Below are 12,562 nucleotides of genomic sequence, written 5' to 3'. Positions count from 1 at the left end.
TATGACTATGAATGCTTTAACGGTCAACCTTCAATCAGTATTGGAACTGACAGATGAGCAGTTTTTTAACTTATGTCAGGCAAACCGTGACTTGAGGTTTGAACGCACTGCAACCGGAGAGTTAATTATCATGCCACCAACCGGGGGAGAAACCGGAAATCGTAATGGTAGACTAAATCAACAATTATTTAACTGGTCAGATACCGATTTGACTGGCATCGCTTTTGATTCTTCTACTTGTTTTAAATTACCTAATGGTGCAGATCGTTCACCTGATGCTTCTTGGATAAAGTTAGAACGATGGGATGCTTTAACTGAAGAAGAAAAACAAAAGTTTCCACCCATTTGTCCTGATTTTATTGTTGAGTTACTTTCGCCAAGTGATAGTTTGAAAGTTGCTCAAGAAAAAATGAGGGAATACATAGATAATGGTGTGCGTTTGGGTTGGTTAATTAATCGTAAATCACGGCAAGTGGAGATTTATCGGCAAGGACAAGAGGTTGAGGTGTTGGAATCGCCTGTTACCTTGTCAGGAGAAGATGTGCTGTCTGAATTTATTTTAAATCTAGAAGTAGTTTGGTAACATTAGTGGATTTTCTGAAAATAAGTAGTTTTTAACCGAGGAATTTAATAGTTATTTTAGGAACCCTCTTGAAGACTATTCATCATTCTCTGAGCAACAGACCTGTGTAGAATTCCTTGTATTACTGGGTTCATACCTTGTAGAGTAATTATATTTTGAAAATTAAAAAAGCCAAACTTGACAACAAGTTTACCAATGAATTCGTCAGCAAAACTAGAAGAAATAACTGCAATTCCTGAGAAGTCAAGTATAACTTTTGAGCCACCTTCATTAATCACATTAAGCACAACATTTCGTATCTGTATGGCAGCAAGCCTAGTACCAGTGCCATGAGTATGATCTTTAATTATTATACAGTGTTCACCTGTATTAGTTTCTAAATTTTCAAGCCTTAAATTTACAGGTTTATGACCGCTGAGAGCGCTGGCTATATCAATACCTTGACTAGCATCAATTTGAAAATCTACAATCGTCCCTTGATGAGATTTGTCTAAGTATGGAAGTTTAGAAAATGGTTTGGATTCATTATCACGGATAAATAAAGAAGCAGAACCCGAAGTAATAGTAAGAAGACCGCTATTATTTTTAACAATTTCTAATAAACCCCATAGGCCATTGCCCTGACCTATTTGAGGGTCTCTAGTTACACCTTCTTTCACAGCTAAAGTTATAGCATCAACAGCTGATCGGGGTTTATGAATAGATTGAGCAAGAGAGTTATAAATTCCAATACCAGTATCAGCAATACACACAGCTAATCGCTTAGAATCAGCATGGACTTGAACCATAGCGAATCCTTCAGAGGCTTTAGAATGCTGCAAAATATTGTCTATTACTTCAGTCAAACACCACTCAAAAGCCTCCACAACTCCAGAGCTACATTCTATCCTGCGGGTAATAGCTGTAACCAGTGCTGATACTAGTTGAAATACCATCACCTCGTCTTGAAAGTGCCATACTTTTGATAAAAGATCTATCTCGTTTGTTAATGCATTAGTAGTTGCAAGTAATGGTTGGTTAAAATGAGCAATTTCAAGTATACGAGGTTGATCATACACTTCTATATTAAAATCAAGCTTTCTGTAATACTGAATGATAGCGGCTATAGGAACACAAGCATTAGGAAAAACGGCTTTGACTTCTTTGAGAACAATCGCAATATCTTTATAACCACTTCTACAGACATTGTATAAAGCTCTGAGAAATTCGCTTACATGTCTTGGGTGACTGAGGTTTTGTATAAAAATATAATCATCCTCACTCCAAACAGATCGCTCTTGATTTCGCCTATCTAAATTATTTGAATTCATATTTTTTATATAATCAAACCAATTATAGCTATTAGTTTAAAATTAATAACTGTAAATATACTTAGGATATTGTGTTTATCATAACGCTTTCTCTCTGCTGTTGACATCATCAAAAACCAGCGATAAGCAAAGACAAATATTTGTATTTAGCAAATTAAGAATTGAATGCCTAAACAATGTGATCGCACTGACTCTTCCACAACTGCTGATCGCTTAATTTTTGAGGTTTTCTACAAGGCGATCGCACTGACTCTTCCACAACTGCCGATCGCTTTATTTTTTAGGTTTTCTGTAAAGTGATCGCTCACTCTTAGACAACAAGTGATCACCGTGTTTTTGAGGTTTTCTGCAAAGCGATCACTCTATTGAGCATCAAAGCAGATGCAGCGTTTGATTTGATGGACAAAATCTTGTCCGCTATATTTAAGGTGTACCAGTTGCTTCCTCACTTTAAGTTAATCAGTATGGATATCATAGCTATTTTGAACGAAATCGCAACTCTCAGTGTTGAAGATAGAATCCGTATTGTGCAGGCAATTTGGGATACCATCGCTGCGGAGCAAGTTTACCCTGATTTAACCGATGCACAAAAGCAAGAGCTTGATCGTCGAACTGCTGACTATGATTCAAATCCAGATAATGTGCTGACTTGGGAGGAAATCAAAGCATCAATTAAGGGGCAGCAATGAATTATGTTCTGGTGTTTCGCCCAGAGGTTCGAGAAGAACTCAATGAGGCACACAGTTGGTACGAGAGCCAGAAACCCGGTCTGGGTGACGAGTTTTTAGACTGTGTAGACGAAACAGTGAATCGAATTTCTCAGATGCCAGAATCCTATGTAATTGTTTACGGTGATATTCGACGAGCAGTAGTGCGACGATTTCCCTATGCTGTGTACTATCGGATGTGTCGAGTCGAGTAATAGTGACGGCAATTTTTCATGGTCGCAGAGATCCAAAATCGTGGCAGACGCGAACCTAACACTATAATTACGGGCGATATCTAGCGGCAAGCCGTTACGCGTCTACGCTTTATTTTTGAGGTTTTCTGCAAAGTGATCGCATTGTTTTTGAAGTTTTCTACAAGGCGATCGCCTACAATGCCATCATACAATCAGCGATCGCAACAGACAAAAAGACTCAAACTATTAGTTGATCCAACACTAACACTGTTAACGCTGGTAAAGACGGCAACCGCGCATCATTTTTCTTGACAAATGATGCACCTCCACGAATAGCAGTAGCGATCTGAATAGCATCTGGGGTTCTTAAGTTATAATTTGCCCTTAATTGTGCTGCATTTTCAGCAATGTCAGGGAAAACTTCTATAGTAGTCAAACCTTGGGAATTAAATAGAATTTCACGATATTGTTGAGCTAATGCTGTGTTTCCTTGTCGCAAGGGATAGACTAACACTTCCGTGATAGTCAAAACTGATGTTACAACGCTAAACTCACCACGAAACATAGCTTCAAAAAAAGCATCTGTAACATCCAAATAATTAGGATTTTCTTCAATAAAGTAAATTAGTGGAGCAGTATCCAAACCTACAATTTGCCCCTGTAGCTGGACTAGCCATTCCATGAATCACGTTCCTGATTAATGTATTCTTGAGCATCAATGCCATTCCAGATTTCTTTACCTAATCCACGTAATTCGAGGATGCTATGCTTTTGCTTAGGTGTCATCGTTACCTGTTGACGAATTAAGCTTGACAATTCTTCAATTAAGCGTATTTGCTCTTCAGGAGTTAGGCTTTGAGCTTGCAATAGTACTTCTTGATAATTAGACATAAAATATACACTGCCACTTCTCTGGACTTTAACTCAAATATACACAGATAGACTGCGTTTCTTTGTTTTATAAATAAACGTAGACAAGCTTGATATCTGCTTGTTTATCAGAATAACCATTGCGATCGCATTCACTCTTCCATAACAAGCGATGTCTAACAAACAGCAAGCCGTTACGGGTCTAGGCTTAGTTTTTGAGGTTTTCTGTAAGGCAATCGCTCTATTGGGCATCAAGGCAGATGTAGCGTTTGATTTGATGGACAAAATCTTGTCCGCTATATTTAAGGTATACCAGTTCCTTCCTCACTTTAAGTTAATCAGTATGGATATCACAGCTACTTTGAACGAAATCGCAACTCTTAGTGTTGAAGATAGAATCCGTATTGTACAGGCGATTTGGGATAGCATCGCAGCAGAGCAAGTTTACCCTGATTTAACCGATGCACAAGTTTATTTTAAACCTTGAGGCGATTTGGTAACTGAATAACCAATGTATTACAAACCTATAAAACAGTATTAGCATTATATCCAAACCTGTAAGTATAATTTATGACAACTCTAAATACAAAAAGACCAGCCTCCCACAGCTGGTCTTATAAATGTTTTTGCGTTGTCTTCTCAAGAGAGTTAAAACCCAATTGCGCATTCCCAAAATACAACGGGCAACTTTTCTTAACAATATTGTAACAGCCAACACAGATTTTTCCAGAATATTCATCAAAAAAAGATATATACAAAGCTTAAAAGCCTCTATCTATCAGGAGAATTCAGCAGATCGCAGGGTATAGATGGCAGAGATAAAGGCAGACAAGGGAGAAAATTTTACCTTGTCTCCCTTATTCTTCTTATCCCCGCGTCAGTCTCAATCGATCAATTTCAACTTGACAGGCTGCTGATGCTGGGAGCGATTTCTGCATCTGTTGATGTTTCGCCCACACGGAGGATTTTAGCCCCCAATTGCTGCAACTTCACATCAAGTCGATCGTAGCCGCGATCTAGGTGCTGTAAACCTTGAATTGTGGTTTGTCCTTCTGCTGCTAGTCCAGCGATGACTAACGCTGCCGATGCTCGTAAGTCTGTACCTAATACTGGTGCGCCAGATAATTTTGGTACTCCTCGAACGAAAGCAGCATTGCCTTTGACACGAATATCTGCTCCCAAACGATTCAACTCAGAGGCATGACGCAAGCGATTTTCAAAGACGGATTCGTTAATTACGCTGTCGCCTTCTGCCAATGCCAGTAAAGCCATGAATGGCGCTTGCATATCTGTGGGGAAACCTGGATGGTATTGAGTTTCAATATCCGTTGCCTTAAGAGTTTCCGCTGGCAAAATGTGCAAGTGGTTAGGCTTTTCATCAATTATTGTCACTCCAATATCCCGCAGCTTGGCAATTACTGGGATGAGATGTTCTGGAGCCACTGGCGAGAGAAGAAGTTCTGAGCGGGTAATTGCTGCTGCCAGCAAAAACGTCCCAGCCTCAATGCGATCGGGAATAATGCTGTAGTCAACAGAATGTAACTTGGGGACTCCTTCGATAATAATTCTGCTAGTCCCCGCGCCCTTAATCTTCGCTCCCATTGCATTACAAAAGTTAGCTAGATCGACTACTTCCGGTTCTCTGGCAGCATTTTCGATGATCGTTTCACCCTCTGCTAGGGTAGCCGCCATCATCAAGTTTTCTGTCGCTCCAACGCTAGCAATGTCTAAGTAAATCTTCGCACCTTTTAATCTCCGATTGCTGCCAGGGACATAGGCATTACAAATGCCATGCTCAATTTGTACTTCCGCTCCCATTGCTTGCAGTCCTCGAACATGCAAGTCAACTGGTCTTGCCCCGATCGCACAACCGCCTGGTAAGGGCATCTGTGCTACTCCCAGTCTTGCCAAAATGGCTCCAATGGCGAAAAAACTCGCTCTCAACTGGGTAACTAATTCGTAGGGAGCTTTTGATGTTTTAATCTCGCTAGCGTTGATGTCTAAAATGTCGCCTTGTCGCGTTAATTGCACACCCAAAGCTGATAACACCTGACCCATCCGCTCTACGTCCGCTAATAAAGGGACATTACGGATACGACAATCGCCCGGACACAGCAAGGCTCCAGCCATGATGACCAGTGCTGAATTTTTTGCCCCGCTAATTTTCACATGACCCCGCAAAGGATGCCCACCCCAAATTTGCAAGACTGAGGAGTCTGCTTCTGGAGTAATTTTGGCATCTGGTAAGATGGTAGAAGGATTAATAAGCCTACCTCCAAAAGTAATACGTATTTTATATGTTTGAAGTTGGTTTTGATTCTACAGTAAAGATTCAAAATGTCCACATTTTAAAACACTGTTTGGTATAAAAAAATTGTTTTTTGGGTGAGAATCCAGGCTGGGAAGAAGCGCTAGCAAGCTTTTTGAGCTTTTTAAAAAATTTAAAAAAAGAATGAATAAGTAGTAGTTTTAAGCAAAAATAAATACTCAGTAAAATAACTTAAGTGTTCTCTAAAAATCAATGCTGTATTGTCCAGTTAATATTTTGATTCAACCTTGTACGTGAAAAACTCGTTTCCAGTTAAAGACTTTTAACGAGGCATTATGCTTTTACTTGACAAAGGTAAAACATAACGCAATAATAAGAAATTGTCGATAAGCACAAATGCCAGCGGAACTGGCGGAATTGGCAGACGCGCTAGATTCAGGTTCTAGTGCCGCAAGGCTTCCGGGTTCAAGTCCCGGGTTCCGCATAAGCAGTGCTGAGTGCCGAGTAGTGAGTGCTGAGAAGGAAAAACTCAGCACTCACTACTGGGCACTCACAACTAAAAATGTTGACCAGTTTACAAAATTCCTTAGTCAAGCAAATTCGTAAGCTGCACTCCACCAAGGAGAGGCACAAGCAACAGTTATTTTTACTAGAAGGGACACACCTGTTAGAAGAAGCTTGTGCGGTCAATTACCCACTAGAGACAGTGTGTTGTACCCCAGATTGGCAAGTAGCCCATTCTTCGCTGTGGGAAGAAGCTTGTAGCCGATGCGATCGCGCCGAAATTGTCAGTCAAGAAGTCTTGGATGTGATCGCTACCACAGTCCAACCGGATGGTGTGGTGGCAACGGCAAAACGAAGCCAACGCCAAACTCAACTACCATTTACTGGTTTAGTGCTAGCTTTAGAAACCGTGCAAGATCCTGGGAACCTGGGTACAATGATTCGCACGGCCGCCGCCGCAGGAGCATCAGGGCTGTGGGTAAGTGGGGATAGTGTAGATTTAGATAGTCCTAAAGTTCTACGTGCTTCCGCAGGACAATGGTTTCGCCTCGCAACAGCCGTAACCGAAGATTTAAAAGCGACAGTCCAACAAAGTCAGCAGGCAGGAATGCAGGTAGTGGCAACTTTACCAGATGCGACTTTAACTTATTGGGAAGTAGACTGGCGAAAACCCAGTATGATTTTACTGGGAAATGAAGGTGCTGGATTGTCAGCAGATTTAGCAGCGATCGCAGATCGGCAAGTCAAAATTCCTTTGAGTCCTGGAGTGGAATCTTTGAATGTGGCGATCGCAGCCGCTTTAATGTTGTACGAAGCTCAACGGCAACTAATTTGTCAGTAATAAATTTTAACTTTTTACCCCAATTGGGTTTTTGTTATTTCTTCGAGATATTGTTCAATATCAGCAACTGCGTCCTCAAGAGCGGCTAAATCAATATCTATCAAGTCTTCATCGAGTTCGACTTCAGTGAAAGTACTACTATGCAGTTGGGGGATTTCTTCTTCCTCAGTCGAACTTTCTTGTAAGATATCCTCCAACTGTTCGAGGGACTGTTGAAATACTTGATCGGCAGCACGGCGCTGTTCTGGCTGATTTTGCTCCATAATATTAACTTGAAAATCCTAATTTACTGACTTAATTTTGATTCTAGTTCCTACAGATTTAAATTTTGCACTTATAACATCATAGTTGTGTGCTGTATCAACTTTAGCAATGGTTATCCAGAATATCGATAGCTGTCTCCAATTGCTAAGACGGGAGATTTATTGCCATGCTACGGGTACACTAAATCAAGTTTGGCTAATGTTTAGGCAAGTTTTATAAAACAGGTCTAATACTTAATTTGATAGACTATCCTAAATTTGAAATTATAAAAACTGGTAGCTCAGGGCTGATAACTAACTATGAGTGAAGCCTTATTCTGTATCGAAAATCTGCGAGTTGCCTATCCTGGGCGAAGTGAAGAAGAAGCAAGCTGGGCGGTTAATGAGGTATCTTTCACCTTGAAACCAGGTGAAAGAATGGGATTGGTGGGAGAGTCAGGTTGTGGTAAATCAACTATCGGACGGGCAGTAATGCGTTTACTACCAACCTCTAGCCGGATTGAGGGACGGGTGACATTTCAAGGACAGTCGGTGTTTGACTTGACACCTAACCAGTTGCGGAAATTTCGGGGAGAAGCGATCGCCTTAATTTTTCAAGATCCCATGACACGGCTCGATCCGTTGATGACCATTGGTAAGCATTGTATCGAAACTCTCCAGGCGCACTCACCAGAATTATCAACGCGGGAAGCTAAAGAAAAAGCACTTGCTACCTTGGCAAAAGTGAATATTCCAGTCAGTCGCTGGAATCAGTATCCTCATGAGTTTAGCGGTGGAATGCGACAAAGGGTAGCGATTGCTTTAGCTTTACTTCTCAAACCCAAGTTTATTGTTGCCGATGAACCCACTACCAGCTTAGATGTCACTGTTTCCGCGCAGATATTGCAAGAATTAACTCGCCTGTGCGGTGAAGAAAATATGGGATTGCTGCTGATTTCTCACGATTTAGCAATGGTGGCTGAGTATTGCGATCGCATTGGCGTGATGTACAACGGCAAAATGGTCGAAATGGGTTCTACAGAAACCGTATTTAGGCAACCTCAACATGAATATACGCGATCGCTTTTAAAAGCAGCATTACATATTCAAGCAGTAACTGATAGTGGAGAATTGATAATTGCCAATGATGAAGAAAAGCAATTACCGATTATTAATCAGCAATCTCCAATTTTGAGTGTTACAGAACTCAAGCAACACTACACTATAGAACCTAATTTTATCGAACGACTGCTTAACACACAAGCGCAGACAATTAAAGCAGTAGATGGAATTAACTTGGATCTTTATTCAGGAGAAATTCTTGGTTTAGTCGGGGAATCAGGTTGTGGTAAAAGCACACTATCACGAACAATATTGCAACTAATTCGTCCCACTAGTGGCAAAGTTGAGTTTTTAGGACAGGATTTAACTAAACTATCGCGTCAAGAAATTCGTTCCTCGCGGCGACAAATACAAATGGTTTTTCAAGATCCTCATGCTTGTCTCAATCCAGCGATGACAGTGGGGCAAAGTATTGCAGATCCTTTATTTATCCACAATTTAGCCAATCCTGCCAAAGCAAAAGAACAGGTTTTGTGGATGCTAAATAAAGTTGGCTTAACACCGCCAGAAGTGTATTATGAGCGTTATCCGTCGGATTTGTCTGGTGGACAACAGCAAAGAGTAGCGATCGCTCGTGCTTTGATTACTCACCCTAAACTTTTAATCTGTGATGAACCCGTGAGTATGTTAGATGCCAGCGTTCAGTCGCAAGTGCTAGATTTAATGTTGCAATTAAAGGAAGAATTTGAGTTAACTTATCTATTCATTACTCACGACCTTTGGTTAGCTAGATTTTTGTGCGATCGTATTGCCGTGATGAATGGCGGTAAAATTGTCGAACTCGGTCCTACAAAAAAGATTTTTGCCAATCCTCAGCACCCTTATACCAAAACCTTACTAGCTGCTGCTCCCTTATTAGCACGCGCTTAACTAAATAAAATTAAGAGTTAGAAGTTTTAAACTTCTAACTCCTGTGCAGACGCGATTAATCGTGTCTCCTAACTCTCTTTGCTTCCCTCAGGTAATTTAGTTGTTTCTCCACTCGAACCATATAGCTCAACAAACCTTTTAAACAGCAACGCACTCTCGTGATTTGAAGTCCTACTTAAATTGAATAAACGCTCTATATTTTTTTCAGCTAAAGCTCTTAGATACGGCAAATCTTCAAAGAGTGTCAAACAAGAAGCAAAATGCAATATTATTTGTAATAATGGTTTTGGCCACTCTAAATCACTATAAATATCTATAAACAACTGATGTTCTGAGTCATTTAAAGGGAAAGCATGAAATATAACAATTATCCTTTTGTTATTGTAGACTGGAATACTCAGTTCAACAGCGTAGGGAGTATGTAATATTAAATCTACCTCCACAGTTGGTTGTCGCCAAATTCTTAGAGGATTAGCTGGTGAATCTAATATCGTTTGAAATGTGATTTTACCACCGACGTTTGTAGTTTGGAACTGGCTAATACTAAGAATTTTAAGATTATTAAGGCTAAACCTATGAATTGTTTCTAAATGCTTTAAGTTCAATAGATGATATATTTGGCAAATATAAGGAAATGGTAAAATATACTCCTGGCTAATCATGTGTAGCTTTTTTAATTGAAGTTTATTAGCTTGAGTACGATCGAGATATTCCTGATATTGGCTGGGCTCTAAATCATTGCTATTAAAGCTTTCTTCCGGCTTGAGATATAGCCAACTTACAAAAAAGAAAAAGGCTGTAAATAGTTGAAATATTTCTATAGGAGATAAATAACCATCGACGAATGCAGCTATGCTTCTATCGGTTATTCCGAAAAGCCAAGATGGAATGCCAAATACCCAAATACTACTTTTGATTTTATCTATAAAAAGCGCAATATCAACAATATTTGAAATATTACTATCTTGCTTTACACTTAATTTATTATTAAAACAATTAATAGACATGGTATTTGGGCTTACAAGTAATCCATATAAACTTATATTTATATTAACTTTAAATAAAAAAATATGATGATGACCTCTATCTTTAGCTATATATACAATTTGTACTCATTCATACAAACTTACATCCAGTTTTTATAAACATGGCTACAAAATAAAATTCTTGCTGTTAAAGGATTTAAAATTCTATTCTTTGGTTTAAAAAAACTTTGCTAAACCATTTATGTTCACTGAGTTAAAAATTACAACTCTCTCAATCTGACAAAAGTAGTATATAAATATTCAGATAAAATAGTTTATTTTTATTGATATAAGAAAATTATCTATTTCTCTAGAAGTAATACGGAATGAGACGTTAGAAATAAAAACTTAGAATGTCCAACTAAGGAGTTATAAATTTTATCTAGTATAAAAAATAAAACAGGTAAGGCTTAGGGACATTCCTCTATTTATTGTAACCGTGACGTCTTTTGTAGTGGCTCATTGCATACTTGCTAGTAGAGTTAGCCATTATATATGTAAGCGAGGTACAAGTACCCTAGCTGGCAAAGTACCTGTGACAATTACGATAGAAGCGGTAGAATTGCTACTCTTAACACTGTATTATTTTTGAATATTTTCTGAAGATTTTTCGAGACGGTAGCAATGACTATTCGCCATGCGACTGAAACTGACTTGCCTGCAATTGTGGCAATTTACAACACTGCAATTCCTAGCCGCATGGCAACCGCTGACTTAGAACCAGTATCCGTGGAAAGTCGCCTTGCTTGGTTTAAGGGGCGATCGCCTTCACAACGCCCACTTTGGGTAATTGAAGTAGACGGAATAATTGCTGGATGGCTTAGTTTTCAATCCTTTTATGAGCGACCTGCCTATAGTAAGACTGCCGAAATTAGTATTTATATCGCCCCTAGCTTTCATCGGTGTGGTTTGGGACGACAACTCTTAGCACAAGCAATTAGTGAAAGTCCTAGTTTGGGTATAAAGAGCCTAGTATGCTTCATTTTTGCCCACAATCGGCCCAGTTTAAAACTTTTTGAAACATTTGGTTTTCAACGTTGGGGACATTTGCCTAAAATTGCCGAACTTGACAGCATTGAACGGGACTTAGTAATCATGGGACTGCAAATTAGTAAACCTGTTGTTTAAAGCGATCGCTATTTTATTTTTCCTATACACTTATAAAGTATTACTGATTACTGACATTTTGACAATTACAGTGCAATCCTCATACTCAAATCCAACCACTTCGATTGAGTAATCGGCGCACTGCTAGAAATATAGTCAACACCCGTTTCCGCTACAGCACGAATCGTTTCCAAAGTCACATTCCCCGAAGCTTCAATTTTCACCCTACTATCCTCATGGCGAATCAGCTGTACCGCCTGACGCATCATATCCAAAGACATATTGTCCAACATAATAATGTCAGTGTTGTGCTGCAAAGCTTCTTTCACCTGCTCTAAACTTTCTGTCTCAACTTCTATAGTTAAGGGATAAGGAATCTGAGAACGAATACGCGTAACAGCCTCTGCAATGCTCCCAGCCGCAGCAATGTGATTATCCTTAATCATTACTGCATCATCCAACCCCATGCGGTGATTAATCGCTCCACCCAACGCAGTCGCGTACTTTTCCAACAGTCTCAGCCCTGGGGTTGTTTTACGCGTATCCACCAATTGAGCAGGTAAATCAGCAATTTTCTCTACATATATATTAGTCAGCGTAGCAATCCCACTCAAGCGCATAGCCAAGTTGAGCGTGACTCGTTCTCCCATTAGCAGCGCATCCAACGAACCATGAATTTCAGCTACTACCTGTCCCGGCTCACACCATGTACCTTCAGCCACCACAGCCACAAAGCTAACTTTTTCATTCAAAATCTGAAACACCCTCGCTGCAACTGGTAAGCCAGTAATTATCCCTGAAGCTTTAGCGATCCATTTAGCAGAGCCTAGCGTCACATCTTTAACTAGTAGTGTATTTGTTGTGCGATCGCCCCGACCAATATCCTCCAATAACCAGCTACGCAAAAGAGGATCTAAA

The 12,562-nt window shown here is 39.8% G+C and carries 15 protein-coding genes and 1 tRNA gene; 9 read left to right on the top strand and 7 right to left on the bottom strand.

Annotated elements, in window-relative coordinates; translation table 11 throughout:
* The first annotated feature begins 7 nt into the window (after nucleotides 1-7).
* Entirely contained in the window at nucleotides 8-583 is a 576-nt protein-coding gene (locus RMY27_RS10000; protein WP_322662741.1) for a Uma2 family endonuclease, read from the top strand.
* Between the two features lie 56 nt (nucleotides 584-639).
* Here RMY27_RS10000 and RMY27_RS09995 read toward each other — a convergent pair whose 3' ends face one another.
* Complete coding sequence (locus RMY27_RS09995; protein WP_322662739.1) at nucleotides 640-1,893, bottom strand: STAS-like domain-containing protein; 1,254 nt, start codon at nucleotides 1,891-1,893, stop codon at nucleotides 640-642.
* Nucleotides 1,894-2,058: 165 nt separating this feature from the next.
* Here RMY27_RS09995 and RMY27_RS09990 point away from each other — a divergent pair, with 165 nt between their 5' ends.
* The 3 genes from RMY27_RS09990 (at nucleotide 2,059) to RMY27_RS09980 (ending at nucleotide 2,815) form a co-directional block, all read left to right on the top strand.
* Complete coding sequence (locus RMY27_RS09990; RefSeq protein ID WP_322662737.1) at nucleotides 2,059-2,193, top strand: hypothetical protein; 135 nt, start codon at nucleotides 2,059-2,061, stop codon at nucleotides 2,191-2,193.
* 164 nt (nucleotides 2,194-2,357) lie between these two features.
* Nucleotides 2,358-2,582 (top strand): addiction module protein, encoded by a 225-nt coding sequence (locus RMY27_RS09985; RefSeq protein WP_322662735.1) that lies wholly within the window; start codon nucleotides 2,358-2,360, stop codon nucleotides 2,580-2,582.
* Complete coding sequence (locus tag RMY27_RS09980; RefSeq protein ID WP_322662733.1) at nucleotides 2,579-2,815, top strand: type II toxin-antitoxin system RelE/ParE family toxin; 237 nt, start codon at nucleotides 2,579-2,581, stop codon at nucleotides 2,813-2,815. Before RMY27_RS09985 ends, RMY27_RS09980 begins: the two co-directional genes overlap by 4 nt.
* 217 nt (nucleotides 2,816-3,032) lie before the next feature.
* On the opposite strand, the gene RMY27_RS09975 is transcribed toward RMY27_RS09980, so the two are convergent.
* A complete protein-coding gene (locus tag RMY27_RS09975; protein ID WP_322662731.1) occupies nucleotides 3,033-3,476 on the bottom strand; it encodes a type II toxin-antitoxin system VapC family toxin in 444 nt (147 codons plus the stop codon).
* Complete coding sequence (locus RMY27_RS09970; RefSeq protein WP_322662728.1) at nucleotides 3,464-3,685, bottom strand: hypothetical protein; 222 nt, start codon at nucleotides 3,683-3,685, stop codon at nucleotides 3,464-3,466. Before RMY27_RS09970 ends, RMY27_RS09975 begins: the two co-directional genes overlap by 13 nt.
* Nucleotides 3,686-3,836: 151 nt before the next feature.
* Here RMY27_RS09970 and RMY27_RS35490 point away from each other — a divergent pair, with 151 nt between their 5' ends.
* Nucleotides 3,837-4,151 (top strand): addiction module protein, encoded by a 315-nt coding sequence (locus RMY27_RS35490; protein ID WP_416212324.1) that lies wholly within the window; start codon nucleotides 3,837-3,839, stop codon nucleotides 4,149-4,151.
* A gap of 410 nt (nucleotides 4,152-4,561) precedes the next feature.
* Here the strand turns inward: RMY27_RS35490 and murA are convergent, their stop codons facing one another.
* Nucleotides 4,562-5,929 (bottom strand): UDP-N-acetylglucosamine 1-carboxyvinyltransferase, encoded by a 1,368-nt coding sequence (gene murA / locus RMY27_RS09960; protein ID WP_322662941.1) that lies wholly within the window; start codon nucleotides 5,927-5,929, stop codon nucleotides 4,562-4,564.
* A gap of 406 nt (nucleotides 5,930-6,335) precedes the next feature.
* Here murA and RMY27_RS09955 point away from each other — a divergent pair.
* Together RMY27_RS09955 and RMY27_RS09950 are read left to right on the top strand one after the other, a co-directional pair.
* Nucleotides 6,336-6,417, top strand: a tRNA-Leu gene (locus RMY27_RS09955).
* A gap of 78 nt (nucleotides 6,418-6,495) precedes the next feature.
* A complete protein-coding gene (locus RMY27_RS09950) occupies nucleotides 6,496-7,278 on the top strand; it encodes an RNA methyltransferase (RefSeq protein ID WP_322662726.1) in 783 nt (260 codons plus the stop codon).
* 14 nt (nucleotides 7,279-7,292) lie between these two features.
* Here the strand turns inward: RMY27_RS09950 and RMY27_RS09945 are convergent, their stop codons facing one another.
* Nucleotides 7,293-7,541 (bottom strand): hypothetical protein, encoded by a 249-nt coding sequence (locus tag RMY27_RS09945; protein ID WP_322662724.1) that lies wholly within the window; start codon nucleotides 7,539-7,541, stop codon nucleotides 7,293-7,295.
* Between the two features lie 300 nt (nucleotides 7,542-7,841).
* On the opposite strand from RMY27_RS09945, the gene RMY27_RS09940 reads away from it, so the two are divergent.
* On the top strand, nucleotides 7,842-9,512 hold the full coding sequence (locus RMY27_RS09940) for an ABC transporter ATP-binding protein (protein WP_322662722.1): 1,671 nt from the start codon (nucleotides 7,842-7,844) through the stop codon (nucleotides 9,510-9,512).
* 68 nt (nucleotides 9,513-9,580) lie between these two features.
* Here the strand turns inward: RMY27_RS09940 and RMY27_RS09935 are convergent, their stop codons facing one another.
* Entirely contained in the window at nucleotides 9,581-10,519 is a 939-nt protein-coding gene (locus tag RMY27_RS09935; protein ID WP_322662721.1) for a hypothetical protein, read from the bottom strand.
* Nucleotides 10,520-11,161: 642 nt separating this feature from the next.
* Here RMY27_RS09935 and RMY27_RS09930 point away from each other — a divergent pair.
* Entirely contained in the window at nucleotides 11,162-11,665 is a 504-nt protein-coding gene (locus RMY27_RS09930) for an N-acetyltransferase family protein (RefSeq protein WP_322662720.1), read from the top strand.
* A 65-nt stretch (nucleotides 11,666-11,730) separates the two neighbouring features.
* Here the strand turns inward: RMY27_RS09930 and nadC are convergent.
* Nucleotides 11,731-12,562, bottom strand: an 832-nt coding sequence (gene nadC / locus RMY27_RS09925) for a carboxylating nicotinate-nucleotide diphosphorylase (RefSeq protein WP_322662718.1), incomplete at its 5' end; no start/stop codon positions are given.

Source organism: Nostoc sp. DedQUE09 (assembly GCF_034530915.1).
Taxonomy (GTDB): Bacteria; Cyanobacteriota; Cyanobacteriia; order Cyanobacteriales; family Nostocaceae; genus Nostoc.
This window is presented reverse-complemented; position numbering and strand designations above follow the sequence as displayed.

Excerpts from the sequence above, each read along its gene's own strand:
- RMY27_RS10000 (WP_322662741.1), top strand. The coding sequence starts at position 8 with ATGAATGCTTTAACGGTCAACCTTCAATCAGTATTGGAACTGACAGAT.
- RMY27_RS09995 (WP_322662739.1), bottom strand. The coding sequence starts at position 1,893 with ATGAATTCAAATAATTTAGATAGGCGAAATCAAGAGCGATCTGTTTGG.
- RMY27_RS09990 (WP_322662737.1), top strand. The coding sequence starts at position 2,059 with ATGCCTAAACAATGTGATCGCACTGACTCTTCCACAACTGCTGATCGC.
- RMY27_RS09985 (WP_322662735.1), top strand. The coding sequence starts at position 2,358 with ATGGATATCATAGCTATTTTGAACGAAATCGCAACTCTCAGTGTTGAA.
- RMY27_RS09980 (WP_322662733.1), top strand. The coding sequence starts at position 2,579 with ATGAATTATGTTCTGGTGTTTCGCCCAGAGGTTCGAGAAGAACTCAAT.
- RMY27_RS09975 (WP_322662731.1), bottom strand. The coding sequence starts at position 3,476 with ATGGAATGGCTAGTCCAGCTACAGGGGCAAATTGTAGGTTTGGATACT.
- RMY27_RS09970 (WP_322662728.1), bottom strand. The coding sequence starts at position 3,685 with ATGTCTAATTATCAAGAAGTACTATTGCAAGCTCAAAGCCTAACTCCT.
- RMY27_RS35490 (WP_416212324.1), top strand. The coding sequence starts at position 3,837 with ATGTCTAACAAACAGCAAGCCGTTACGGGTCTAGGCTTAGTTTTTGAG.
- RMY27_RS09950 (WP_322662726.1), top strand. The coding sequence starts at position 6,496 with ATGTTGACCAGTTTACAAAATTCCTTAGTCAAGCAAATTCGTAAGCTG.
- RMY27_RS09945 (WP_322662724.1), bottom strand. The coding sequence starts at position 7,541 with ATGGAGCAAAATCAGCCAGAACAGCGCCGTGCTGCCGATCAAGTATTT.
- RMY27_RS09940 (WP_322662722.1), top strand. The coding sequence starts at position 7,842 with ATGAGTGAAGCCTTATTCTGTATCGAAAATCTGCGAGTTGCCTATCCT.
- RMY27_RS09935 (WP_322662721.1), bottom strand. The coding sequence starts at position 10,519 with ATGTCTATTAATTGTTTTAATAATAAATTAAGTGTAAAGCAAGATAGT.
- RMY27_RS09930 (WP_322662720.1), top strand. The coding sequence starts at position 11,162 with ATGACTATTCGCCATGCGACTGAAACTGACTTGCCTGCAATTGTGGCA.